Raw genomic sequence first — 23,491 nt, forward strand, 5'->3', positions numbered from 1 at the left:
TTTGGGATTCATCTGTGGTTTCCATTGCGAAAGAACATGCGACACAGTAAGCAAGTCAACTCAGCATTCTTGAAGAACCAGCGGCGACACATCGAGACTTGTTTTAGTAATTTGAACAAGGTCGGCCATTTTGAACACCCAGAGACTGATACGATGAGCGGCCTTAACAGCCGGTTATCAACGCTTTTTCTCTGGAATGTCATTAAAGTTCATCATCAATTAGAACAAGGGTTAAGCGGGCTTAAGATTAATTGAAAAGTTACAAAGCTAGCACAACACGTTAACTAGTGAAAAATAAGAGGAAAGACCTCTTCAAAATAAGCAAAGAGAGACTCAAATCTGGAAAAACACCAGATTTGAGTCTCTCTATTTTAGATAAGAGCTTAGAAAAACTTCTCAACAGCCTACTTTTTCAGCAACCCCGATAATCCTGGGCTCTTTTTGCTGGCTATAATCAACTGTATGGTGCGGACAGTGAGACTACTGCGGTTGTGTGACAGGTTGTGGTTAACTACTAGACTTGCGTAGCGGTAATGGTGACGCAATCCAGGAGACGCTCTGTTTGGTATTTGACAGAGACAATCGTGCCGGAGGAGGCCAGGGGTGGAACCAGCTGTGTCGACGGTGTTGGCTGAGGTCTTGTCTCAGCCTACAGCGTGGGGCGACTTGGGAGACTGGCGGTTCGTGCCAGGCTTTCAAGCGAACTGGAAGCCCGTTCCTCAGGCTGGAAGAGTCCCCCATAGCAGGTGGAACTCCTGGCAGCCGCAGGCAATGGCGTCATCTAACGTACCGGTCAGAATCACGCGTTTCAGTGCTTACTCGCGCAACGGCAGGCGCCAGTCGTTTGCCAGGTATCCGGAAATTTTGCCGGTGTGCCGGCATTGGTTATGTACAGCGCCAGGTGAGAAGTGTATCCTGACTAGTGGTGCTTGACGCATTAGACTAGAAGAGTGAGAGCAGTTTTTATGGATAAAAAAATTATTTCTGGATCATTTTGGCTCTCATTTGGGAGCATTTTTTCACGAGTATTAGGCGTAGTTTACCTGATTCCGTGGTTGGCGATGATTGGGTCGCCGCAACATCAAACCGTGGCGCAGGCGCTGTTTAACACGGCGTATACGCCCTATGCCTTGTTCATCGCGCTGGGGACGGCGGGATTTCCGTCCGCAATTGCCCGGCGGGTGGCGTTCTTTAATGGTGAAGATAGTTTTCAAAATTCCAAACACATTGCCGTGGCGGGTTTTGGTTTCATGGTCGCGTCCGGGATCATCTGCGGCGCCTTGCTATATGGGTTAGCGCCCGTGCTGGCGGCCAACAGCCCCGTGAGCTCGGTGGCCAACGCAACGGTGGCAATTCGTTGCCTGGTACCCGCCATCGTTATTTTGCCGTCTATGAGCATTTTACGCGGATGGTTCCAGGGAAACGGTGACCTGAAGCCGTTCGGTATTTCGCAGCTGTGGGAACAGTTTATCCGGATCATTGTGATTCTGGGCGGGACCTACCTGCTGATTGAAGTGTGGCACCAAAGCTACGTGCAGGCCGTCTTCATCAGTGTGGCGGCGGCCTTCGTCGGGGCGGTCGGCAGTTATTTGTACCTGTTGGGCCATCTCTGGCGGCAACGCGGCACGTACCGTCAGCTTGCGGCTAAGAGCCAAGACAACAAGCAACACGCCGCTGGTCAGCTACTCAAGATGATTGGGTATGAGTCGATTCCCTTTGTGATTGTGGGGTCGGGGATTACTCTGAGTCAATTGGTGGATCAGTTATTCTTCAAACAAATTATGCAGGGGATGTTACACCAAACGGCGGCGATGACTCAGTACATCTTCACGATTTTCTCCGCCAATCCCAACAAGATTACCACGGTCATCGTGTCCCTGGCCATGGCCGTGGCGGAAACGTCGCTACCGTTGTTGGCCAGTAAATTGGGCGACATCAAGGCCAATCGACCACAGATCAGTGCCTTATTGACGAATAATTTTCAACTATTAACCTTTGTCTTATTGCCACTGGTGATCCTGGTCAGCGTATTTGCCTACCCCACGTACGGTATCTTCTTCAACTTCGATGGGGCCGGGGCGACTTACTTGGTGGCCAACGTCTGGCAAAGCTTGGTTCTCGGGCTGGCCTTGGACCTCTTGACCGTGCTGCAGGCACTGCGGATGAGTAAAAAGGCCACAACCTACCTATTAGCGGGGCTGGGCATTAAAATCGTGCTCCAGTTACCGTTCGTCTATGCATTTCAAGGCTACGGCGCACTGCTGACGACCGGCATCGCCTTTGGCGGGATCACGGTGGTCAGTTGGCGGCTGATTCGCCGGAGTTATGCCGTTCAGCTCAATGCGATTGGCCCCATTGCCCGGCTAAATTTGATTTTTGCCGTGGTGGCGACGGTGTTGGTCGACGGCTGTCAATGGGCGTTCGGCCATCTGTTCTTCACCAGTAAGCTCCTCGCTATGAGCTACGTGGGTGTGCTGGGGCTGGTGACGTTAGGAATTTACATCATTCTGGCTAACCGGCTGGGCGTGTCCCAGTTGATTTTCAAACGGCCCATCAAGCTGGCCTTACGTCGGTAGGGTGGCTTTGATGAATAGCAAACAGCGGTGCAGATTTGACAGAATTGTCAGCTCTGCGCCGCTGTTTTTGCGTCTAGTATTAGGTCAGTCAAATACCGAGGTCGACCTGACGATAATTGCGAGATGACAAGGACTAAGGGGCTAAACTAGCTGACCATTAGATAACGTAGCCGATAGTCGCGACCAATATGGGCTCAGCCGTGGGAGTTTCCTTAGCAGCGGTTTTGGCTGGTTAGGGAACTGGCGTCTTTGAGATGTAATTTTCGACTCAAAGCGAGGACGAGATCGCTCTATGGCTCAGCCGGTCCGCCCACCGCGTTCCAACCCCTATTGGGCACGACGGTAGGCGGCCAGCGCCAACTATGTTACTGACTAAACCAAAAATCCCCCGTCGCGACCAACGACGGGGGATACAGTTTATCTCATTTATGAAGTTTGGAACTGTTAGTGGTGCTTAACTTTATTCGACGGTACCAACGCGGGCGTAACCAACAGCGTGCCACCATGGGGCGTGAACGGCTTCAGTCACAACGCCACGGTTTTGGGAATCGATCATCCGACCGTTACCAACGTATAACCCAACGTGAGAGATAGAACGCTTGGAACCACCGAAGAAGACCAAATCACCCTTCTTGATGTTCTTGTAGCTCACGTGCTTGTACTTGTTGTATTGGGCTTGGGCAGTCCGTGGAATCTTTTTAGAAGCACCCTTCTTGTAGACGTAGCTGGTAAAACCAGAGCAGTCAAAGCGGGAAGGACCAGTTGCGCCCCAACCGTAAGGCTTTCCTAATTGCGCTTTGGCAACCTTGTGGATCTTGTCGTAGGACATCGTAGCGGCACTAGCGTCAGTGGGTTGGGTAATCGCAAACCCGGCAATCGCAAAGGCCACAGTGGCCATCAAAGTTAAAATAATATCAGTCAACGTCTTCTTCATAAATGTAAACAAACTCCTTTTTCAATTAAGTTTAGTATTTTGTATGTCTTGCTTCGTTTCAACATGACTAATACTATCAGGGAGTTGTTACAGAAATGTCTCAAAGAAATATCAATCGGATTAAAGGTAAAGTTAAGCTTTGCAACATTTAACGTTAGTCGGCAGAATAAGCATGCGGAAAATGCCGGTGTACCACCATTTCAGGGGTTAATTTGATTTGTTGCAAGCGGTGGGTCGTACGGGGAATAAAGTTGTAAGTCAAGCGGTCCAAGTCAATAACGCCCCGATAATGAGTGTAGTTGTGGTTGCCTTCGTGCCGTCGTAATGGGTCGTAAGGCAGCTGAACCTCGGCTAACCAGCGGAAGAGTTGGGTGGTGGCGGCCGCGGTCGTGGTGGCTAATGGGGTTCCCCAGCGTCGTAATGCCGTGTGCACGAACCGCCGCGTGGGTACCGGACCCGCGGGCAGCGGTTGGCCACTGGCAATGTAGGCTTGTGCGGCCTGGCGCGTGGCGGTCGTGAACGTGGTGCCGGGTACTTGCAGAAAGTCATTGAGGTTTTGCAGGTGAGTGGCGAGGATGGGGGTGTTGGTCAAGACGCCGGCCACGTTGACCTGAGCCGTTAGGGGGCCGCCGGTGGGTTCGATCACCAGCGTTTGCCCCTGGCGGTCGCTTAAGATCCAGTGGAAGGGGTAGACGTAGCGGTCAGCCCCCCATTTTTTGCCAACCAGCGTGACTTGCGGCAGGTCGGCCACGACTTCGGCCAGGGTGGCGTGTTCGCCCAGCACCCAGTTGATGAAGTCTTGCGGTGTCAAATTGATGCGGCCAGCGACCGGGCCGTCCGCGTAGTCGACGGCGCCGGGGAGGTAGAGTTCAGCACACGTGATACCGGTTTCATTTACGCCGTCCGCCATCAGATAGGCACTGAAATCACTGGCGATGCGGCCGCCCCCCAGCAGCGCGTAACGCGTCGTCCGCGAATCCCCCAAAGCCGTGCGCCAGTGGTAATTTCGCGGCAAGAAAACGGGACGCCAGGGCGTGGTCGTCGGAAAATCCATCGTCCGGGCAAAAAAGTGGTGGCCTGATGCGGCCGTATAGGTTAGACTAGTACACACGAGGGTTTCCTCCTTTTGAAAACCAAAATTGGGTGATTAACGTTGCAGAATATCCATTTAAGTATACCATTATGGAGGAGACTGGTTCGATGCGCAGCACCATCAGCGAGAACGTCTAAATAAGAGACTTATTTTTTGGAAGGGAACTGGGAAAATGAAATCGACATGGAACTTGGTCGGGATGGCACTGTGGTTGCTGGTCCTGGTAACGCTGGTCTGGATGGTCCACGACATGCGCGTGCGCCGCATCCGACTGATTGTGAAGGAACACCACAGTTTTTCTTGGCGCAACTTTACCATTTCAACGATTGAGTTAGTGGTCTGGCTACTATTTTTCGGGGGAATGAGCTACACGACTTTCTTCCAAAACGTCAACCAGCTGGGCGACCGGGTCAGCCAAACCACGCGTTACGAACCGCTGGTCATCAATACGGGTAGTGGCAACGGCTCCGCGTACTACGTGACCGTGAACAACAGCACGGGGAAGAAACCTGTTCAGACCTATACATACCTGACCGAGGGTGAAAAATACCAGGTCAGCAGTACGGATGCCACGGTGTCGGCGGGCAAGAAGGCGATTAATTTGCCAGCGTCGGCCTACACGTGGGACAGTAAAAAGGTGGCGAAGTATGACCAACGCCACCAGCGCGCCTGGGTCGGGGTCATCGAGACAACGTACAAGAAGTCCTTCGTCAACGGGATTGGCTTGCACGCCGGCCGTTTGGCCAACCGCTTCACGCTGATTCGGATTCCGGATCATTCCTTTATGCAAAGCGAATAAAAGAATCGCCTACCACTCTCGCGTTGAGAGTGATAGGCGATTTTGCTTTATCAGTGATATATAGTTCGTGCTGGCCGCCTTACCGTTTGCCACGTTTGAAACGTAATACTGTGGGGACCACCTTCAGCCTGAGAGGCAGTTTTCCGGTTAGCTTAAAAGTCTAGCAAAAGTCGCCAGTCACTCAGGTCGTTTCACTGCTAGCTGACTGCGTTGACCAGTGTTTATCAGTGATACTGGATCAAGCTAGATTTAGTTGTAGCTCAGTTATCGCCAAGGATTAGACCAATTGATGATGAATGATCCCTGTAGCCGAGAGTTCGCTAGATATGAGTTCAGCCGTGGGAGTTTTCTTAGCAGCTTGCTGGTTAGAAAACTGGCAACTTGGAGACGTGGGTTGTCGGCTTCAAGTTGAGGTCCGAGACCGCTCTTTGGCTCGGGCCGGCGCCCACCGCGTTCCGACTCATATCTAGCGAACGGTAGGCGGCCAGCGTAGATAAGTCAGAAATCGTTGGGATCTGCGGCGGCTGGGGCGTAGTCGTCCATCTGCGTGTCGCGGTAGTCCCACCACTCGTTTTCGTAGCCGAAGAACCCGGCCGCTTCCATGGCCTGGTTGAGAATCTGGTAGTGCTTTTCCTGAGTGGCCGTGCGGGGATGATCCCGGTGGGCCGCTGATGTGAAATCGTCAAAAGGCGTTTGCATTTCCAGCTCGTTACCGTCGCTGTCACACAGCGTCAGGTCAAAGGTCACGCCCTTTTGGTGGGAGAAATTCGGGTTCGGTTTGGCCACGAAGGATGGGTCGGGATAAACCTCATACAATCTTTCCTGGGCAGGAACGGGACGATAGGCGTCCCAGACTTTGAGCCGGTAGCCTTGTTCCCGCAGGAGTGCGCTGGCCCGGGCGAGCTTCTTAGCCGTGCCGGTTCGCGCGATGGCGGTCGTGAAATCATAAATCACGTGATGGGTAAAATTGTCAGTGGTGGCATAGCGCAGGTCGACCAAGATGCTGGGATCCAGCGCTTGAACGTTGGTAAAGCCAGTTTCGAGTTGTGACATGGGGCACCTCCGAAGTGTATTCTGCGGCTGGCAAAGTTAAAGCACTGCCGCTACTTATTCCTAGTATACCGGGTTTGCGCGGGGAAAGCTTGTGAAATGGCTCGGAGAAATGCGGCCACGAAAAAAACGACTGACCGCGCAATTCGGTCAGCCGTTGGTCGGGAAACACGAAAGTCACTCAGCTTTCGCACGTCCCATTTTACGCGTTTTCAGTCGTTCTCTAAATGAATTTCGGTGGTTGGTTAAGTGACCGTCCAATTAGCGGGCGGGTTCCAACCGGTCTTGGGCGTAGATGCCGATGTCGGCGACGTGAATCGTGCCGGCGTGGTGCTTGCCGACCGTGGTCAGTAAGCCAATCTTGTTATAGGCCATGGTCGTGGTGGTATCGGCCACGACGGCGACGCCCATGACATCACCGGTGTCCGCGTTGATGCCTGAAGGCACGTCGATGGCAACGGTCTTGGCGTCGGCCGCATTGATGGCGTTAATGGCGTCCGCAAATTTGCCGGTGACCGCCCGTGACAGGCCGACCCCAAAGATGGCGTCGACAATCACAGTCGCGTTGACCACGTGATTGAGGTCTTCTGTGATGGGAATATCGTAGTAATTGGCGATTTTAAGCTGTTGCGTCGTTTGGGGCGTGGCCTTGTCGGGGTCCCCCAGCAGATAAATTTCAACGTCGATGCCCCGTACCTTTAGCAACCGGGCGACCGCGATCCCGTCACCGCCGTTATTGCCAGTTGCGGCAACGACCACAACGTGAGATAGGTCGAAATCGTCATTTAAAATATTATTGAAGGTGGCCAGCGCAGCGCGTTCCATGAGGACTAGCGCGGGGATACCAATCACGTTAATCGTGTGCGCATCGTAGCGTTGGGCCTCAGCAATGGTAATGGCTTTACTCATACAAATCCCTCCTCGTAGGAAATGTGGCTAGTGACTCTCAGTCTGATCACGGAGGACCCGTGAAGATAGCAGCTGTAATTGCGCAGTGATGCTGGCGTAGTCGAAGTCAGCATCGGTGGGTGTGGCCTGTTGCCACCAGTCGTGCAGGACGGTAATGGCCTGCTTGACCAGCTTTTTCCCGTCGGTGGTCAGGGTCAAGCGGCGGTTGCGGCGGTCGTCTGGGTCCGTTTCTTTTTGTAGCAGGGATAGATCGACCAGGTGGTGCACCATGCGCGCCATCAGGCCTTCATCGACCGCCATCGTCCAAGCGGCCCGGCGTTGATTGAGCTGACTGGTCTCCGAGACCAGCACCAATAAATAGAATTCTGTGATGTTGATGGGCATCTTGTCGGCTTCCAGAATTTGGTTCATTGCCCGCTGAAATTGCCGGTGGAGGATGGCCAAGTTCGTGGTAAAGTCCAGTATCGAGTCTTCCATGAGTCGCCCCACCTCCTAAAGTCATAGTCGTTTACATACTCCTAGTTTACACCAGATTTGTGAGAAGGATAACGCTTTGCCTCTATTCTTTGCCGGAACGTGCTAGAATAGCAATAAAACTAATTATGGGAGGCACAACTATGTTTATTCAAGTACCAACGGATATGGACGAGGTGCAGCTACGCCAGCTACAGTTGAAGCAACACGGTGAGGACGTGACGGAGGACACCATCATTCGCCAGGCGGTGTTGGATATCTTCCAAAATGTCTTGGACCAGATTGAGGACGGCCATTACGACACGGCGGATTGGGCTGGAGAACAACTGACGGTCACCGACATCAATGGCGAGCAAACCGCCACGGTAGCGCCACAGGGTGACACGTTCATCGCGGACTTCCGGCAGAATGCGGACGCCACCGAAGATTATTTGGAACAGCAGGCAATTAAGGCCTCGGGTGCACGTTAAGTAAAATTATTTGTCTATTGAACTAGTATTGCGCTAAAATGTAGGCGTTGGGCGCCCTTAGTGTAATGGATAGCACATGAGATTTCGGTCCTCATGATCCGAGTTCGACTCTCGGGGGGCGCATTTAATCGGGTATGAACCGTTAGAAACGTTGTAATGACGCTAGTTGTGGCTAGCGTCTTTTTTGTTGGTGACACTTTTGGTGACAATTGCTAGGATTCCATATACTTAACGAACTTGTTAATGGTGTCTTTCTTAGCGTGTTTGGAGACGTGGGTATAGACATTCAGAGTTGTTTGCGCGTCTGCATGGCCTAGCCGTTGTTGTACCTGCTTGATAGATGCACCGGCTTCAAAAAGCATACTAGCGTGCGTGTGTCGGAAGCCGTGCGTGGTGATGCGCTTCAATCCGTACTTGTTGATAATCTGATCGAGCCAGATAGTCGTACGGGAAGGCGTCAGCAGATTGTTTTTATTGTTGGTGAAAACGAATTGGTCGGGGTCGTTGCCAATGTTGAATCCTAGCATGAGCATGGCCTTCTTTTGGGTGAACCGCCAACGAGTAATCACGTTCAGCGTCTCCGGGTCAATATCAATAGTCCGAATAGAGGCACGCGTCTTAGGTGTTTCCAGCATGAGACCATCAACGCCATTGGACAGCGTGCGTGTAATTGAGATGGTGCCAGTGGTGAAGTCTATGTCAGAGTATTTCAGAGCCAGACACTCGCCCTTACGCATCCCTGTATAAGCCAGAATCCTAAATAGGGTTTTGGCTTTTTCGTTACGTTCTTTGTTCAGGCATTGGAAAAAGAGATTGAGTTCGTCCTTGTCGTAGAAGTTACCGTCAATATCCCCGGTTGGCTTGTCTTTCCGTTCTGGAATGGTGATGAGCTTAGTTGGATCACGCTGTATCAGTTCCATACGCATTGCGTACTGAAACACCTTGCTGGCGTAGTTCATGACCTTCTTAGGGTCTTGAATGGACTTAGACCAGTCGTTAATGACGTGCTGGCATTGAAGCGGTGTGACCTTCTTAATATCCTTCTTGCCGAACGCGGGGAGGATGTGGTTACGGTAGAAGCCCAATGCCTTGCGCAGAGTGCTACTCTTAACCGTTTTTTGATACTGAACCATAAACAGGTCGTAGACTTCCTGAAAGGACTGTTTACGACCTGTTTTAATGCCATGATCGTATACCGATGATTCCTCACGACCTGCTGCTATTTGGGCTTCCTTTTTGGACTGAAAACCGCGCTTGTGTGAACGTACTCGCTTACCAGAAGCTGGATCAAAGCCTAGAGACAACGTGTACTCCCATGCCTTGGTTCCGTTTGTCTTAGTATATTGCTTAAAATTTGCCATTGTTAATTCCTCCATAACGTACCACGGCAGGGCGATGTTATGTAAGAAATGTGGGGATGGCTATTTAATTGAAACTGTTGTGTCCATGAGTTGGATCATTTCCCGTTTGATCGGTGTAGTTGGCACGACTTAAGAGCTTTAAGAAGTATAGGTTCACAGCATCTTTAATGTAAGGTGGAACTTTGAATGCAAACTCGTCGACTTTTTCCCAAACGTTATTAAATACATCAAAACCGAATTGTGCTGGCTCAGGTATTTCATTGTAAGTTTTTTGGATTTCCTTTTGAAAATCATCAGGAATGTTAAGTGCGATAGTTCCATCATCGTTAAGCGTTAGGTAGGGTGCGACCTCTCTTATTTGACCATCACGGCCAGCAGAACCATATAAGTAGAATAATGGGACATCGAACGTCTTGGCGAGTGTTTCAAGTGCTTCTATTTTGGGAGATCGGTCGCCACGTTCATAAGCGCTCAATGAAGAAACAGAAATTCCTGTTCTAGTAGAAAGTTCTTTTAAGGTCAAATTATGCTTTAATCGTAGCTCCTTAATTCGATTCAAAAAATCACCTCCATAACGATTTAATTAGTATTATAGCATAGTTATTCTACAAATGTAGTTGACAAAATATTTCTACTTTTGTAGAATAAATTTAGTTCCACAAATGTAGCTACGAAAGGAGGCTGAACTGAATGGCACAAATTTCTAAGGATATGCTAACGGCCGTGCGCAGAAAGCGTGGTGAATTGAACTTAAATGTCCTATCCCTTTCAAAGGAAACGGGAGTCAGCCGTTGGACGTTGGATAAGATTTTAACCGGTGAGCGTACCAATGTTCGAGTTGGTACAGCTAATAAGTTAAATGATTGGCTTTATAAGCAAGTTTAGGAGGTGTCCGGGCCCGTATGAATGAACTAGTGTTTCTTACCGATGGTAGTGTGAACGCAGAGCCATATACCACCGGCGATATTATCGCGAAGTACGCAGGGCTGACCCATCATGGGGTAAACGCAAAGATTGAAACCTTTAAAAAAGACCTAGAAGACTTTGGAGGTTTAGTCTATTTCATGCATAAACCTCCGAAGGGAAGTAAGGGTGGCCGTCCTCGCAAGGTCTGGCGCCTTAATGACCAACAGGCAACGACCTTGATTACTCTGATTGGAAATAGCCGACAGATTGTTTTTCTAAAAAAGGCGTTAGTTAAGCAGTTTTATGCCATGAAGGAAGAATTAATAGCACAACGTGTGGCTTTCAAGTTCGGTAAACAGTCGTCTAAAGGGCTGAACGATGTCATTGCTAACAGTGATGCATTCGAGGACGACAGTCACGCATACAGCAACCTGAACCGCCTTATGTATAAGCAGGCGCTGGGGATGAACACCGCCCAGATTAAAAAACTACGGGGCATCCCCGAACATCAGGCCATTACGGAATATCTAACGGCAGATGAAACTGCTGCTTTAAGTAAGGTTAAGTCACAAACAAGCGTATTGATTGAGTTAGGCATGGATTACAAGCAGATTAAGGCCACGTTAGCTAACCAAGGTATTATTTATCAGATTAAGCTAGAAAAGCCACAGCAAGCCATTACAGGTTAATCAGGAGGTGTACAGAATGGAGATTCCATTTGAACTATCAGATAAGTCAATGAACCAGATTGGATCCGTCATGCAGAAGATGGCTATCGTGGCTTTCAAGGAAGCTGGGGAGCACCAGAAGTATGGCCCTTACATGACTAAGCAAGAAGCGGCTAAGTATCTCCACATAGCACCACAGACGCTTACAGAGTTCATTAATCAGGGCTTACAAGTAACTACAGTTGGCAATATCAGCCGTATCAGTAAGGTGTCAGCCGACAAATTTATGATGGAACATCAAATCTAAAACCACGGCAGGGTGATGGATTTAGTCGGTAGATATTGCATAACGATTTGTTATTGAATTGAGCGGAGTTTTCCGCTGAATAGTTAAGAAGGGTGTTTAGACATGAAGATCATTTATCCAAAATTAGTAGAAGACGCGTTCGTCATAGCAAGTCAGCGTGGTCAGATTGCACCAGAAAAGGTGAACAACGTTAAGTCCCAGATTTATCAGATCATGGTTGAAAAAGGGGTGTTGAATGAGTTGGGCGAGCCTACCTGTATGGCCTTAAAAATGGGGCTAATTGAACGTTCAGCATCAGTTTCCAGTGAACCTAACCCAGTCGTATCGTTGGCAGACTTTAAGCGTCAGTGGCCTGTATATGCAGAATTCAAGGATAGTCATTTCATACTGATTGATGGTGAGTGGATGGCTGATACTTATGTAATAAAGGAACTGGCCACTCGTAGACTAGCGGACCCTAAAAGCACACCAGAGCAACGTCTAGAAGCTCAGTCAATGTTACAGAAGATAGAAAACAGCTAAGATTAGAACAGTGGACGGTGCAGTGACTGGCGTTGTTGCTTCTCGGTTCAAGGATTAAGTGGGATTCCCATTATTGAGTAACACGGACGTAGTGGGGAATTGTCACAATTTGTTACAAATACAGTCGTACACTTTTGTCCGCACGTTAGGATTAATGTTTATCCGTCTTTTCGGAATAACTAGGGGAGCCTTGAATTGCGACCCTCTGATATTGGAGTTAGAAAATCATGAATGAAGACACAAAAAAATCCACGCTATTACTTTGGCGAGTTAGCGTGGACGAATGCAGAATATGCAGACCTGATAAGGCCTTTTGTGGCTTCATTTTATCACGAAATGGAGACCTAAGACAATGAATTTTGATTTAGACGATGTGCGCGTTACGGTGCTTGAAACTAAGAGTATGGAGTTTGCGGTGGCTGAAATGCTGGATGTTCTCTCTGATGTGGTAGGTGACTACCGACAAGGGAAAATCGATATGAAGGGCGTTGGCTATGAAGCTGAACGGCTATTCGACAGCATGAATTGGCTTAGCATCATGACCAGGGACAACCTACAGCAGGTCGATGACCAAATAGGCCAGATACTCGATGCGGACACTCACCGTAGCAGATAGGGGGTGATTCAATGGGGATGAATCCTAGTAAACGGAAGCTGGTTGAGGACGGATCGCCATTGCTTGTGTATCCATCCCTAGCTAAGAAATTGGGATTGAACGAGGCAATAATATTAAGCCAAGTTCACTACTGGTTGCAACGATCAACGAACTACCGCAATGGGTATTATTGGACTTACCATAAGTATCGAGAATGGCAAAATGAGTTTCCGTTTTGGGGTAGGAATACAATCATTCGTACAATAAAGAAGTTGAAAGACGACGGTTATTTAATTACTGATCGATTCAATAAAGCTGGGTACGACAAAACCGTTTGGTATCGAATTGATTATTCAAAGTTGGATGCACTTCAATTAGACACTACCCAAAATGGGCAGGGTTCATACCCAGAATGGGTAGGGAATGGTACCCAAAATGGGCAAACCAATACCAGAGACTATACAGAGACTACACATAATAGTCAGGAACCCAGTTCACTTCGTTCACACCAAGCAGAAGAGACAACCATTAAATCCATTATTGATTACTTAAATAAGCAATCAGGTCATAGCTATCATGTAACAGATAAAACTAAAGAATTAATTGAAACCAGATTCAGTGAAGGATTTACTGAACAGGAATTTATGGATGTAATCAAATACAAGTCTCGAGAATGGAAAGACGTTACTGAAATGAATCCATTTTTACAGCCTAGTACACTGTTTGGAGACAAGATGGATAAGTATTTGAATCAGGCTAAGTCCAATGGTGGTTCTGTTGAACCACGGGGTTTAAGTGTTGAAGAAGGTTCCGCTGCTAATGATGCTTATATGGCAGGATTGGAAAAACAGTATGAAGCAGGCAAAGAATCGCCTTAATGTAATTCTCTGCTAGGCAGGGATGTACTGACCTCTGAACCACTGGGTCTAAGAAAAGAGAAAGAGTTCCGCGCGAAAGAGAAAGATGTGCGCGATTTTGCGCGAATGTTCAAAGAGAAAGTGGGTCAATCAAGTTGACTGAGTTTGATGGCTCAAAATTGAGCAGTCAAATCAACTAGCCCGAAAACTCGGGGCATCCCTCTCAAAGAGAAGTGAAATGCCTATTCGTCCCTAACTAGGCTGAATACTCAGCTCAGTTCTGGTGGCTGTATTTTCAGCAGTCAATGCCCTAAATTTAACTTAGGTACCATTTTAGCGAGTCAGATAGTTCGGCTGAGAATTCAGCCCAATTGTGACTGACGAATTTTCGACGTCGAAACCAAAGAAAAAAGGCCATATCAACGGCCCTCACCAAAATAACTCAACAACTTATTTTACCACGAATGCGGTGGACTAATGGGGGCTGTGAACGGTGACAGATATTGATTTTAAGAACGTAAGTATGAGTGACATCTTTCCAGAAGTAAACGAACAGAAGACCCGGCAGAAGGTGGCTAGTTTTCTCTCTCGGACGTTGCCGCGTATGATTCGGATAACTTCAAAGTCATTGACTGAATTACGCTCACAGCGCTTAGACGGAATGCCTAAGGGGTCTGGTAGCAACAATGACGGTGATCGTCGAATAGTCCAACATCTCTATGCAGAACAGGTCGTTGAGCAGGTTAAACAGGCCATTAGCCAATGCGATCAGGAAAGTCAGGACATATTGGATATGCTGTATTTCAAGGGGTATTCAGATACCCAATGCTATATGGCCCTCGGTCGGTCCGGGTCTAGCTACTCCCACTTATACAAGCCACAGGCGTTGTTAGAGTTCGCTGACTGTTACTTTCTGGACGACTTACACATTTACCAAGCAGAATAGAAGACTGGCCCTAGCGGAGACGCTGGGGTTTTGTTATTCTACGGATAGTTATACTTAAAGGAGAAAAGAAAAATGTGGAAAATAGTCGTGGATGTTTTCAGTCAGATGAGCCCTCTTCTGTGGTTTACCACTATCATTGGAGGAATTTGGACTATAGTCAAGCAACGTGATGCGGAACATTCCAGAAAGGAAACTGAGAAAGAACTGGAATCTATGAGGCATCAATTAAGTGATAAGTCACATATCAGCCAAAAACGATTTGATTTAGAACTGGAAATTTATAAAGATTTGTCAAAAAGTTTGATTGCAGCATATGATGCCTCAAGTCTATTGCAACCGATTATGGACAGCTTACCCGAAAAGTCCGATGACCAGTTAGTGGTTATGAAACAACGAGATGAAGATTTTGTTCAGGCTTTTAATGACTTTTCTCGGGTTAGACGTGAAAATGCACCGTTTTATTCAGAAAGCGTTAGTAAGAAATTAGAAAGTATTTCAAAAGATATGAATGAGTTATTTAACCTGTTCACATACAGATGGTTTGAGCCAGGCATGAAGGCTTATGCTGTTAGTGTGAAAGGAATACAGCGAAACAAAGATCTACATGAGTCTATAGAGAACGAAACAAATCAAATTATTACTGAAATACGAGAAAGATTAGATAAGTTAAGCAATCAGGCTTAGCGCAGATAATTGATGAATCTGGATAATTTCAAGTATACGAGTGTATGTTTTGGAGATTTATCGGCGGCCAAGCAATCTTTGAAATTGGACGTCGGTTGAAGTGGGTGAAGGAGAATGATTTAGCGCATGGAGAGTTTGGAAAATGGCTCCAAAATATTGATATTCAACCGCGAATGGCTCAACGATTTATTAAGGTAGCGTCTGATCCAGAATTAAATACGACATCGATGTCGCATTTGGGAATAGCTGCTTTGTACGAAATTGCCACTATGCCTGAGACTGAACGCGATAAGCCACAGCAACTTGATTCCGGGAAAGTAAAAAAGCCTGATGAGATGGCCGTTATACCAGTGAGACAATGAATGGCCTTGACGCTGGTTGTCAGGGCTTTTTCTATTGGCCTAAGCAATCATCCCCGATACGGTCAAACAGACAGAGACGGGGCCACACACCCTTGCAAAACCCAGTCGTTACCCCCTTGCAAACCTTAACTGGATTGTTGGGAGATGTTGGGATCATTTGGTGGTAAATATTGGCCTTATGATATGAGTTGCACCCTAGGAATTGTTAAGGTGAATCCGGGTAAAAAGGTGCAACCTGCATGGGATTCTAGTAAGGATAAGAGACCAGCAATTACTAGCCTAAGCATGCTGTATAATGCTGACAATTGCTGACAAGTTAGGGCTTGAAGAAGTCATTCAGAGTACACGAAAAGGGTGCAACCTTCTAATTTAGGGGTGCACCCAAAGTTGCACATATTCGGGGGATGCAATGGACGTGAATTAGTTGTTTAATTGAGACATAAAACGCTAGTTAGAAAGGCGGGATAGCATGGACGAATCCTTTACAGTTGGTGAGATGATAGCGTACCTCTCACAGTTCGATAGTGACGCTGTAGTTAAGGTTAGAAGCGATTCAACTAATGATATGGGAACCAACGAGACCATTACAGAGGATAGCTTTGAGGTGCCTGATGATGGCTTAATTGTGATCCGTTTCTAGCGAACAAGGGTAACTCCAACTACGGTTGTTCGTGATCGTAAATACTAGTCAGAATGCTTGCAAATGCTAACATTTATTCGGGATTGAATAGCGGTGTGTAGTTCCAACTACGAGACACAAGCGTAACTACAGTTACGGACATGGGATAATAAGGGAATAGTGGGGAATACCACCAATAGAGTAGCGATTCACGACGGTATTGTACGGGATAGATCATGTTTCTGACTTGTCTTCGGTAAATGACTAATCACCACTCCCACAAGGGAAGTCTAGCGTGAATGTGGGGTATATTTATTTGAAGGTATGAATGTGGGGGGTGACTTGCCACCCTTTTTTGTTTGTCATAAGTGGCAATGTGCATCCTTAACGGTACCGGATAGGGCCTCTTTTGGAAGGGGGCTCAAAAAATGAGTATCCTTTCCACACTCGTGCAGAATAATTGCATACTCCCTCTGTGGATGGATTAAACATGCTGCTAAGACCTCATTCCCCAATTTTGGGGAGCCAGATTGGACTAAAAGGTGATAGCGTACTTTACACCGTATTGTGTAAGAAGTTTTAATGTGTGTGGTTAAAGGGTAATTGATAGCTAGAAGTGAACCCGAAATACGGGATTGGTTACAAGCGTTTGATCTGATGCACTAACTTGGTTCATTAGCCTAGTTATTCCATCAAGTGGCGTTAATCTTACATAAGGCAAATAACAGGGGTAGGTGAAGCATGTTCACTTGGCTAAGTGCATCCGGAGAACTTAGAGCATTCGAGGTCGTTCAGGACGACTAGAAAACAACTTAGCGGAAAATTACGTTCAGTGTCGGTGAACAGGTGATTTCAAGTAACCTGTTTCGCTATCGTTTTGAACGATAACGGTACTTATTCGGTCAGTCAGATTGATCGAGTTCGGTGCCATTCTACGGTACACGGTTCGTCATGGCTTGGAACCATAACGGATGTGAGAGCAAAATAAAAACTGCTAGCCATTAAGCTAACAGTTCCATCGCCCTTGCCGTGTTTACTGGTGACACCGTGGTGACAATTTGGTGACACGTAACTATAATGAAGTTAGTTGATGGTGTGATAATCCCTTATACAGCAAGGGATACAGTCACTATTGGTATCTTATGAATTTGAATAAAGAGCCCTCGGGGGGCGCATTGTGTTTAAAATTGAATAGAATCGTTGAATTGACGCCAGGTTTTGGGGGCGTCTTTTCTTTTAGCAAAAGTAGCGCTGTTTAGTTGACGAGATGTGTGTGTCCCGTTATGCTCAGATTGCCCATTTAGTTTCTGGGTGGTGGCAGTGGCTTATAGCGATTATTACTTAGCATCAATGGCTTAGTAGAAAATAAGTTTTTGCGAACACTAGTAAAAATACAATAATTGGAGTTACGGAGGTAAGTATTATGGGGAATACAACTGAAGTCAAAGATCTGATTGCTTTTCATCCTGGAGCCTACGTTGAGGAGATTGTTGATGATTTAAATATCACGCAAGCAGAATTTGCTGAGCGACTTGGAGTTTCGAGTAAAATAGTAAGCAACATTATTAATGGTCAAGACAGCGTCAGCGCAGTAACTGCAGATAAACTCGCTAAAGTAACAGGTGTCTCCACGGAAACGTGGCTTAATCTGCAAGCGCAGTATGATGCGAAGATAGCTAAGAGCTAAGTTGTCAAATCAGTGTAGGTGGCTGATTTGAATTGAAATTCATCTTTGAAATTTTATGCGACGCTAGTGAATAACTGGCGTCTTTTTTCGGCTCTTTGTCAACCGGTATTGATGGGGAGAATTTTTTCTGTCAGGGGTAAAAACACCCAACAAATTTTCCCGAGCGACAAATGGTGACACCCTCACACGGTATACTGACTTTATTGAAACGAGGTGGCTGTCATGAGTGACAGGCAGTAGGCGCTCAGCCAGTTCGTTAGTGATTTAGGAGGGTGACGATGAAGAGCCAAGAACGTGTGATTAATATCTTACTTAAATTAATTAGTGGTGAAAAAATTACGATTGACGATGCCACTAAGGACCATTATCAGGTCACGGAACGGACGCTTCAGCGTGACATTAAGGTGATTCGCGATGCGGTCGATCGGGATGAAGCTGATTTTAAGATGCAGCGTGATGCCACGAGTGGCAGTTATCAGTTAGCCAAGGGCAGTACACTGGCGACCGAGGAGGCCTTGGCACTGCTTAAAATGGTGATTGGCACACGGTCATTGACAACGGCAGAACTCTTGCGGGTTAAAGACCATCTGGTGGCGCTGGTGAATCCGGATGACCAGGAGCTGGTCACGCAATTGATCAAACAAACGTTGAAGCACTACACACCGTTGTTTTCTAATGGTGACCGGGAAATCTTGCCGCGGCTCAAGAGCTTTTCGAAGTGGATCGCCCAGCAGATGCCGATTGCGTTTAGCTACCGGAGCAGTGTGCCCAACCAACAGGGAGAATTGATTGCGCGGCCGGGCTCCGGGATCCCGCTGAGTGTTTACTTCGCTGATTATTATTTTTATGTCGTGCTGTACGTGCCGGAACGGGAAAAGAGCGTGCTTTACCGCTTGGACCGCTTTGAAGAGGCGCACGTGGCCCAGGGCTCGCGGGTGACCGTTCCCCAGCATTTGGGTGAGGGCACGCCGCAGGACTTGGAATATCAGCTGGTTGGTGGCACGGACATCCCGTATGAATTCCGGTATTGGGGCTACCCACAAACCGCGCTGGACCGCCTCCCCAATGCACGAATCACCAGCTGGGAAGACGATGGGAGCGTCATCATTAAGGGCGACCACCTGGCCTCCCAGGGCGCCTTACTGTGGATCATGAGCCAGGGTGCGCAGATTCAAGTCGTTGCCCCCAAGGCCTTGGCCCAGGCGGTGAAACGCGAGTTGGCGAAGACGTTGCGGTATTATCAGGACTAAGCTGAAGACTAAAAATGGCACCGGCCAACAGCCAAGTGTCATCACAAAACATGATTGGACTGGACGTTACTGCCAGTCCTTTTTATTTGGGAACGTCTAATTTATGAATAAAGTCGACGATGGCGCTGGTCTTAACGCCTTGCGCGTCGTGGCCCCAGAGGCTGACCAACGTGCCGGTCGTGGTGACCTTGGGTTCGTAGGTGCGGTCCTGGTTTTGGCCGGTGGCGCTGATTTCATTGAAGAAGTACGGCCGGTATGAGTCGCGCAGGTAGCTGGTGAAATACTGGTCGTTAGCGGCGTTGCCAATGAATTGTAGCTGATAGTAGGTCGCGTAGCTATTGGCGTTAACGATGGTCCGCTTGGCCTTCAGGAGGTCGCTCACGGACACGCGGTTGGCCCGGCGATCACTGAGGGCCTTTGTGGTAGCGCGGTTGCCGGACTGCGACCAGTAGTTGACCACGATGTTGCGGTTGAGCTTGCTGAGCTGACCTTTTAGGAGCGAGTCGTTCCAGACGATGGTCGTGTAGCCACGTTTATTTTGAAATTGATTGAGTTGGTTGATAAAGGTTGTCAGCTGCTTGTAGTCGTTGTCGGTCCCAGGGACTTCGTCGGCGCCGAGAAGGAGCGCGCGTTGCGGTTGCTTCTTGAAGCTGGTATCGAGTTCCTGGTAGAGCTTCTTGACCAGAGTGACGGTGGCCTGGTTGGTGTAATCCAAAGACTGACTGTCGAGCTTGACGTGCCGGTAGATTTTGGGATGGGATTTTTTCAGTTGCCGTAAGAGGGCGCCGGTGTGGGCGGGTACGTCCAGCGCAGGAACCAGTTGGACGTCGCGGGTCTTGGCAAAACTGACCAGGCGTTTAAGTGCAGCAGGCGACAGGACCGTTTTGGTGGCCTTATTTTTAAGATATTTAGACTGAAAACTTAGGTGTTCGTTGTCGCTCAAATGCAAGACGACGTAGTGAAACTTCTGGTCCGCCGCGGCCTGAATGACCTGTTGGAGGCCTTTTTCAGAGAGGGGATGCCGGCCAAGGTCGATCAACAGGCCCTGACGATTGGCAAAAGCGCTGGGGTTGGCGGCGGCTTGGGCTTGCGTCGGTTGACCGCAGAATAACAGGATACTGAGTAACGCGAGCAACGTGAGCAAACCGAATCGTAATCTTCTGTGCATGGTGTCCCTCCTCTACAAGTGAATTTGCAAGATAGGATTAGCATAGCTTTTTTAGGTAGAAAAGGTCAACGAGATAGCTTACGCGTGGTCAAATTTCGAAGGGATGGGTTGGAAAAATGACTTGGTGGGTGGGAAAACAGAAATAGTAAAAGATGAGCTTGGGTTGTTGAGAAAAGTACCATTTTTACATCTGATAAATTCCAAAAGAATTAGATGTGAAGTGAGCCCCCAAGATTGGACTTCCTTCCAACCTTGGGGGCTCACTTTAACACTCACATAAAATGTCTAATCCCTTTTCGCTATACAGCAATTGTGCGAAACAAAACGTTAGATAATCATGTAAAAATTCTCTGCCTTAGGAAATTTAATATCAGGAACCCACACTGGGCTACCATTCCATCCCTTTTCTTTCTGACCTAGTACACTATATAGCGTTAAGACAAACTTATCATCTAATTTATTTGATTCTGACCAATCGTTTGGAGATAATAATGCACGAGTAGCATGTGTTATATCACGATTGCGTCGAACCAATAGGCCACCTTGAGCAGCTCGGTCATCGGTTATTTTTGAATTAATTGTTTGGATGTATCCGTCCATATTAAATGACTTTTCGGTAGAGATATGCTTTAAAATTTCAATAATAAATTCTAATGAAACTTGGCATACTGAGTCAGTATTACCAAATCTTGCGACTATATCTTGTATCTCCTCGTAAGTATCGTTAACTGGATTAATCGGGAAGTGGTGTGATCCACCAGGTACAATGTTGAGTAATGATTTGTCTAAGACGTTGGATCGCGTAGGGTTGAGACCATCTGGGTATGCAACTCTGACGCTGTTTCCCTGTTTGACTTGATTAATAATTGAATTATTAGTCGAATTGATCTCTGAAAAGAGTTTGTATAGTTCTCGGGAACTGTACATTGAGATAAGGCCAGGATCACGATCGTAGCCAAACATTCGCTGATGTTGCCACATTGTATCAGCTTGGGGATTTTGACTGGTTCGTGTGTATACAAACGTATTCAATTGCCCAAATGTAACGCCTCGTCCAAGATTGGTTCCACCAATAATAAAGTTACATCCTTCAGCATAATCTTCACTACTATCTGTGCTAGTTCCATTAAGCATGAGAATGGAATAGGATCCTTTTTCTAACATGGATAGGACTTTTTCTAATATTTCATCGTGAGGCCGCTTCTCTGTTTTAACTGGTTTTAGTGAGTTATATTCGCGATCAAATTCGCGGCTAAACTCATCGCCATCATGATGAAATCCCCACCATGCAAAGGCTGCTGTAACGTCGTCACGGGCAGCAGTGTGTGTATTCTGTCTTATTCCAGGATGGATGATGCAATTGGAGACTTTTCCTCCGGACAATAGAACTTGAGCAGACACAACTAGATGTCGCAAAACAGCCTCTTTAGCAACTTCTTGTGGGGTTTTACCATCAGTAAACCTAATGAAATCAGGTGTCTCTGTGGAATCAGGGAAGAAAAAGTTTCCGCCTAGATACCCTTCTCCTGGTTCGAAATAGTACGTAAATTCTGGTTGCCAATTTGATTCTTTTGACTGTAGAAACACTGCCTGAGGAGTCCCAGTAATTTGTAGAAAGATACTAGATAAAGCGGTGTTTCTGATATCTTTCAAATATTTATTTATTGTTGATTGTTTCTTTTCGTCATTATCTGTACGTTGATTGACCTTGGTGTTGAGAGAAACTGCATCCGCTTCGTCGTCCAGAATAAACAAAGGATTGCCCAACAACATTTTTGTGTTTTTAAAGCGATCTGCCCAAGATTTAAGAATTCTACTATTCTTTTTAATTACGATCATTACTGGAGCAGTACCATGATTACGAAACTTTTGTTCCTCATTTTCACTACATACTACAAAGTCAGGTAAGTCACGTTTAGCACGTTCGTAAGTTTGTTCCTGGAGTAATGTGCTATCTGTTTCTAGTAGTAAAAAAAATCGAAAGCCACGATCAGCAGCTTCACTAGCGATACCAAACATTTGACCAGTTTTTCCAGATTGAATATTTCCCAATAATAATCCAATTTGATTGGAAGTATAGTCAAACTTGCTTAGATACTTCTGGCCAACCTCAGCAGCTGTTTTCTTAATTGATACTGCTTGCTTAAAGCTTCCTTTAGCTTCAAAGCCTGCGATGTAGTTATTGAGATATTGCATCATTCATTTTCTCCCTCAAGCCCTTCAAAGTGAACAGTCCACACGTCGAGTAGTTTTCTTTTGGAATGTTTTTTGTCTAGGACACCTTTTTTGTTTTTTTTGGTTGGGGCACGTCGTAGGTATACGTCTCCAAATTCTTGTGTATTAGTTTTTGTCAAAACCATTACCCGCATATGCGCTTTATCCAAAGCTTCTAGCGTAACAATGCCATCACCGTTTTTATCGTCGTCAACATCATCGTAGGGCTCAACATAACCAGCCGTTGCTAGACGGCCCTTTATCCATCTTCCAAATACTCGGTCGTTACCTGTAGGGCCATATGCAGTTAGTTGTTTGTTATTAGCAGCTGTTGAATGTGCCAAAAATTTGTAACTATCATCTGTGACTAAGTAAAATGGGTCTCCTTTGGGGTAGCCAGGTTGAGAGGTGATTTTTTTGCTCACGGTGATTTGAGCTTCATACCAATTCCGTCGGCTAATCTTACCGCTCTTCGTATCTTTTCTGCCCTTGCCATAGCAAAGATTAATATTCGATTGGGTGTAGGCTTTAGGATCCTTTGAAAATTTGTCAGTGTAGTGTGGAGCTTTAATGGGTATGCGGAAAGTCAGTTTTTTTTCTTTATTTGTGTACGATTTCAATTCCGATTTCGTAATTTCGATAACACGTTCGACATCATTCAAAACATCGATTCGCTCATGATTTATCTGAAAGTTACTTAAATCAGTTGCGTTATCTGTGCTCGTCTGAATAATCGAGTTAATGTGGGCAATTAATTCTTTGCATTTGGAGATATTGGTAATTGTTGTTGCTACCTCGTATTGACGGAGAAGTGGTCCTTCTGGTGCTAATACTGAAAGATTTGCGGATCCAATAATTGCTTCAAATGGCTCTTTATTTTTCAAAAAAGCATATATTTTTCCGTGGTAGTTCATGTTGTTTACCAAGTAAATGGAACCGATGCCCAATTTAGTCCAGTTAGTATTTCCTGAATTATTCATACCTTTCAAAAAAGTCGTCAGTTTTCATGTTTTTCAAAAACTGACGGCTTTTGATCTTGC

General features: G+C 46.8%; 23 protein-coding genes, 1 tRNA gene and 2 pseudogenes. 16 read left to right on the plus strand and 10 right to left on the minus strand.

The features are described from left to right. Both NGM66_RS13095 and NGM66_RS13100 read left to right on the plus strand, forming a co-directional pair. Positions 1–255: pseudogene (locus NGM66_RS13095) on the plus strand (IS982 family transposase); the annotation flags it as partial. 710 nt (positions 256–965) lie between these two features. After that, positions 966–2,576 carry a polysaccharide biosynthesis C-terminal domain-containing protein gene (locus NGM66_RS13100; protein WP_208907781.1) on the plus strand — a complete coding sequence of 537 codons (1,611 nt, stop codon included), beginning with the start codon at positions 966–968 and terminating at the stop codon, positions 2,574–2,576. A gap of 460 nt (positions 2,577–3,036) precedes the next feature. Here the strand turns inward: NGM66_RS13100 and NGM66_RS13105 are convergent, their stop codons facing one another. Both NGM66_RS13105 and NGM66_RS13110 read right to left on the minus strand, forming a co-directional pair. Beyond that, a complete protein-coding gene (locus NGM66_RS13105) occupies positions 3,037–3,510 on the minus strand; it encodes a C40 family peptidase (protein WP_208907782.1) in 474 nt (157 codons plus the stop codon). A 154-nt stretch (positions 3,511–3,664) separates the two neighbouring features. Further along, positions 3,665–4,621 carry a linear amide C-N hydrolase gene (locus tag NGM66_RS13110; RefSeq protein ID WP_208907783.1) on the minus strand — a complete coding sequence of 319 codons (957 nt, stop codon included), beginning with the start codon at positions 4,619–4,621 and terminating at the stop codon, positions 3,665–3,667. Between the two features lie 154 nt (positions 4,622–4,775). Between NGM66_RS13110 and NGM66_RS13115 the strand changes: the two genes are divergently transcribed. Further along, positions 4,776–5,402 (plus strand): LVIS_2131 family protein, encoded by a 627-nt coding sequence (locus NGM66_RS13115; RefSeq protein WP_208907784.1) that lies wholly within the window; start codon positions 4,776–4,778, stop codon positions 5,400–5,402. Positions 5,403–5,900: 498 nt separating this feature from the next. Here the strand turns inward: NGM66_RS13115 and NGM66_RS13120 are convergent, their stop codons facing one another. The 3 genes from NGM66_RS13120 to NGM66_RS13130 all read right to left on the minus strand — a co-directional run bounded on the left by NGM66_RS13120 (position 5,901) and on the right by NGM66_RS13130 (position 7,838). Further along, a complete protein-coding gene (locus NGM66_RS13120; RefSeq protein WP_208907785.1) occupies positions 5,901–6,455 on the minus strand; it encodes a M15 family metallopeptidase in 555 nt (184 codons plus the stop codon). A 258-nt stretch (positions 6,456–6,713) separates the two neighbouring features. Next, a complete protein-coding gene (locus NGM66_RS13125; RefSeq protein ID WP_208907786.1) occupies positions 6,714–7,361 on the minus strand; it encodes an NAD(P)H-hydrate epimerase in 648 nt (215 codons plus the stop codon). A gap of 27 nt (positions 7,362–7,388) precedes the next feature. Beyond that, the gene (locus NGM66_RS13130; protein ID WP_208907787.1) at positions 7,389–7,838 is read right to left on the minus strand and encodes a MarR family winged helix-turn-helix transcriptional regulator; all 450 of its coding nucleotides are present in this window, start codon (positions 7,836–7,838) and stop codon (positions 7,389–7,391) included. Positions 7,839–7,978: 140 nt separating this feature from the next. Between NGM66_RS13130 and NGM66_RS13135 the strand changes: the two genes are divergently transcribed. Both NGM66_RS13135 and NGM66_RS13140 read left to right on the plus strand, forming a co-directional pair. Further along, positions 7,979–8,305 carry a hypothetical protein gene (locus NGM66_RS13135; protein ID WP_208907788.1) on the plus strand — a complete coding sequence of 109 codons (327 nt, stop codon included), beginning with the start codon at positions 7,979–7,981 and terminating at the stop codon, positions 8,303–8,305. A gap of 51 nt (positions 8,306–8,356) precedes the next feature. After that, positions 8,357–8,428: transfer RNA gene (locus NGM66_RS13140), tRNA-Arg, on the plus strand. A gap of 89 nt (positions 8,429–8,517) precedes the next feature. On the opposite strand, the gene NGM66_RS13145 is transcribed toward NGM66_RS13140, so the two are convergent. Further along, on the minus strand, positions 8,518–9,666 hold the full coding sequence (locus NGM66_RS13145; protein ID WP_258115792.1) for a site-specific integrase: 1,149 nt from the start codon (positions 9,664–9,666) through the stop codon (positions 8,518–8,520). Positions 9,667–9,730: 64 nt separating this feature from the next. Next, positions 9,731–10,225 carry a helix-turn-helix domain-containing protein gene (locus tag NGM66_RS13150; RefSeq protein ID WP_258115793.1) on the minus strand — a complete coding sequence of 165 codons (495 nt, stop codon included), beginning with the start codon at positions 10,223–10,225 and terminating at the stop codon, positions 9,731–9,733. 131 nt (positions 10,226–10,356) lie between these two features. Between NGM66_RS13150 and NGM66_RS13155 the strand changes: the two genes are divergently transcribed. The 11 genes and pseudogenes from NGM66_RS13155 (at position 10,357) to NGM66_RS13205 (ending at position 19,069) form a co-directional block, all read left to right on the plus strand. Beyond that, the gene (locus NGM66_RS13155; protein ID WP_015474398.1) at positions 10,357–10,551 is read left to right on the plus strand and encodes a helix-turn-helix domain-containing protein; all 195 of its coding nucleotides are present in this window, start codon (positions 10,357–10,359) and stop codon (positions 10,549–10,551) included. Between the two features lie 17 nt (positions 10,552–10,568). Further along, positions 10,569–11,261 (plus strand): Rha family transcriptional regulator, encoded by a 693-nt coding sequence (locus NGM66_RS13160; RefSeq protein WP_258115794.1) that lies wholly within the window; start codon positions 10,569–10,571, stop codon positions 11,259–11,261. Positions 11,262–11,277: 16 nt separating this feature from the next. Beyond that, on the plus strand, positions 11,278–11,547 hold the full coding sequence (locus tag NGM66_RS13165) for a helix-turn-helix domain-containing protein (protein WP_258115795.1): 270 nt from the start codon (positions 11,278–11,280) through the stop codon (positions 11,545–11,547). Positions 11,548–11,649: 102 nt separating this feature from the next. Next, complete coding sequence (locus NGM66_RS13170; RefSeq protein ID WP_258115796.1) at positions 11,650–12,069, plus strand: hypothetical protein; 420 nt, start codon at positions 11,650–11,652, stop codon at positions 12,067–12,069. A gap of 352 nt (positions 12,070–12,421) precedes the next feature. Further along, the gene (locus NGM66_RS13175; protein WP_258115797.1) at positions 12,422–12,685 is read left to right on the plus strand and encodes a hypothetical protein; all 264 of its coding nucleotides are present in this window, start codon (positions 12,422–12,424) and stop codon (positions 12,683–12,685) included. Positions 12,686–12,696: 11 nt separating this feature from the next. Further along, entirely contained in the window at positions 12,697–13,542 is an 846-nt protein-coding gene (locus NGM66_RS13180) for a conserved phage C-terminal domain-containing protein (RefSeq protein ID WP_258115798.1), read from the plus strand. A gap of 472 nt (positions 13,543–14,014) precedes the next feature. Then, positions 14,015–14,467: an ArpU family phage packaging/lysis transcriptional regulator gene (locus tag NGM66_RS13185; RefSeq protein WP_015474393.1), complete on the plus strand. Its 453-nt coding sequence runs from the start codon at positions 14,015–14,017 to the stop codon at positions 14,465–14,467. A gap of 72 nt (positions 14,468–14,539) precedes the next feature. Further along, positions 14,540–15,151: a hypothetical protein gene (locus tag NGM66_RS13190; protein ID WP_258115799.1), complete on the plus strand. Its 612-nt coding sequence runs from the start codon at positions 14,540–14,542 to the stop codon at positions 15,149–15,151. Between the two features lie 44 nt (positions 15,152–15,195). Continuing rightward, a complete protein-coding gene (locus NGM66_RS13195) occupies positions 15,196–15,513 on the plus strand; it encodes a DUF3102 domain-containing protein (protein WP_258115800.1) in 318 nt (105 codons plus the stop codon). 2,042 nt (positions 15,514–17,555) lie between these two features. Continuing rightward, positions 17,556–17,813, plus strand: a pseudogene (locus tag NGM66_RS13200) (HigA family addiction module antitoxin); the annotation flags it as partial. Positions 17,814–18,097: 284 nt separating this feature from the next. Continuing rightward, positions 18,098–19,069: a helix-turn-helix transcriptional regulator gene (locus NGM66_RS13205; protein WP_208907790.1), complete on the plus strand. Its 972-nt coding sequence runs from the start codon at positions 18,098–18,100 to the stop codon at positions 19,067–19,069. 82 nt (positions 19,070–19,151) lie between these two features. Here NGM66_RS13205 and NGM66_RS13210 read toward each other — a convergent pair whose 3' ends face one another. The 3 genes from NGM66_RS13210 to NGM66_RS13220 all read right to left on the minus strand — a co-directional run bounded on the left by NGM66_RS13210 (position 19,152) and on the right by NGM66_RS13220 (position 23,431). Then, positions 19,152–20,237 carry a family 20 glycosylhydrolase gene (locus NGM66_RS13210; RefSeq protein ID WP_208907791.1) on the minus strand — a complete coding sequence of 362 codons (1,086 nt, stop codon included), beginning with the start codon at positions 20,235–20,237 and terminating at the stop codon, positions 19,152–19,154. 327 nt (positions 20,238–20,564) lie between these two features. After that, positions 20,565–22,436, minus strand: a complete 1,872-nt coding sequence (locus NGM66_RS13215; RefSeq protein ID WP_245155303.1) for a Z1 domain-containing protein — start codon at positions 22,434–22,436, stop codon at positions 20,565–20,567. Beyond that, complete coding sequence (locus NGM66_RS13220) at positions 22,433–23,431, minus strand: restriction endonuclease PLD domain-containing protein (RefSeq protein ID WP_208907792.1); 999 nt, start codon at positions 23,429–23,431, stop codon at positions 22,433–22,435. Before NGM66_RS13220 ends, NGM66_RS13215 begins: the two co-directional genes overlap by 4 nt. Positions 23,432–23,491: the final 60 nt, after the last annotated feature.

Source organism: Levilactobacillus yiduensis, from assembly GCF_024718525.1.
Lineage (GTDB): Bacteria > Bacillota > Bacilli > Lactobacillales > Lactobacillaceae > Levilactobacillus > Levilactobacillus yiduensis.

Excerpts from the sequence above, each read along its gene's own strand:
- NGM66_RS13155 (WP_015474398.1), top strand. The coding sequence starts at position 10,357 with ATGGCACAAATTTCTAAGGATATGCTAACGGCCGTGCGCAGAAAGCGT.
- NGM66_RS13215 (WP_245155303.1), bottom strand. The coding sequence starts at position 22,436 with ATGATGCAATATCTCAATAACTACATCGCAGGCTTTGAAGCTAAAGGA.
- NGM66_RS13205 (WP_208907790.1), top strand. The coding sequence starts at position 18,098 with ATGAAGAGCCAAGAACGTGTGATTAATATCTTACTTAAATTAATTAGT.
- NGM66_RS13125 (WP_208907786.1), bottom strand. The coding sequence starts at position 7,361 with ATGAGTAAAGCCATTACCATTGCTGAGGCCCAACGCTACGATGCGCAC.
- NGM66_RS13175 (WP_258115797.1), top strand. The coding sequence starts at position 12,422 with ATGAATTTTGATTTAGACGATGTGCGCGTTACGGTGCTTGAAACTAAG.
- NGM66_RS13105 (WP_208907782.1), bottom strand. The coding sequence starts at position 3,510 with ATGAAGAAGACGTTGACTGATATTATTTTAACTTTGATGGCCACTGTG.
- NGM66_RS13170 (WP_258115796.1), top strand. The coding sequence starts at position 11,650 with ATGAAGATCATTTATCCAAAATTAGTAGAAGACGCGTTCGTCATAGCA.
- NGM66_RS13210 (WP_208907791.1), bottom strand. The coding sequence starts at position 20,237 with ATGCACAGAAGATTACGATTCGGTTTGCTCACGTTGCTCGCGTTACTC.
- NGM66_RS13160 (WP_258115794.1), top strand. The coding sequence starts at position 10,569 with ATGAATGAACTAGTGTTTCTTACCGATGGTAGTGTGAACGCAGAGCCA.
- NGM66_RS13115 (WP_208907784.1), top strand. The coding sequence starts at position 4,776 with ATGAAATCGACATGGAACTTGGTCGGGATGGCACTGTGGTTGCTGGTC.
- NGM66_RS13135 (WP_208907788.1), top strand. The coding sequence starts at position 7,979 with ATGTTTATTCAAGTACCAACGGATATGGACGAGGTGCAGCTACGCCAG.
- NGM66_RS13120 (WP_208907785.1), bottom strand. The coding sequence starts at position 6,455 with ATGTCACAACTCGAAACTGGCTTTACCAACGTTCAAGCGCTGGATCCC.
- NGM66_RS13220 (WP_208907792.1), bottom strand. The coding sequence starts at position 23,431 with ATGAATAATTCAGGAAATACTAACTGGACTAAATTGGGCATCGGTTCC.
- NGM66_RS13100 (WP_208907781.1), top strand. The coding sequence starts at position 966 with ATGGATAAAAAAATTATTTCTGGATCATTTTGGCTCTCATTTGGGAGC.
- NGM66_RS13165 (WP_258115795.1), top strand. The coding sequence starts at position 11,278 with ATGGAGATTCCATTTGAACTATCAGATAAGTCAATGAACCAGATTGGA.
- NGM66_RS13145 (WP_258115792.1), bottom strand. The coding sequence starts at position 9,666 with ATGGCAAATTTTAAGCAATATACTAAGACAAACGGAACCAAGGCATGG.
- NGM66_RS13130 (WP_208907787.1), bottom strand. The coding sequence starts at position 7,838 with ATGGAAGACTCGATACTGGACTTTACCACGAACTTGGCCATCCTCCAC.
- NGM66_RS13180 (WP_258115798.1), top strand. The coding sequence starts at position 12,697 with ATGGGGATGAATCCTAGTAAACGGAAGCTGGTTGAGGACGGATCGCCA.
- NGM66_RS13195 (WP_258115800.1), top strand. The coding sequence starts at position 15,196 with ATGTTTTGGAGATTTATCGGCGGCCAAGCAATCTTTGAAATTGGACGT.
- NGM66_RS13190 (WP_258115799.1), top strand. The coding sequence starts at position 14,540 with ATGTGGAAAATAGTCGTGGATGTTTTCAGTCAGATGAGCCCTCTTCTG.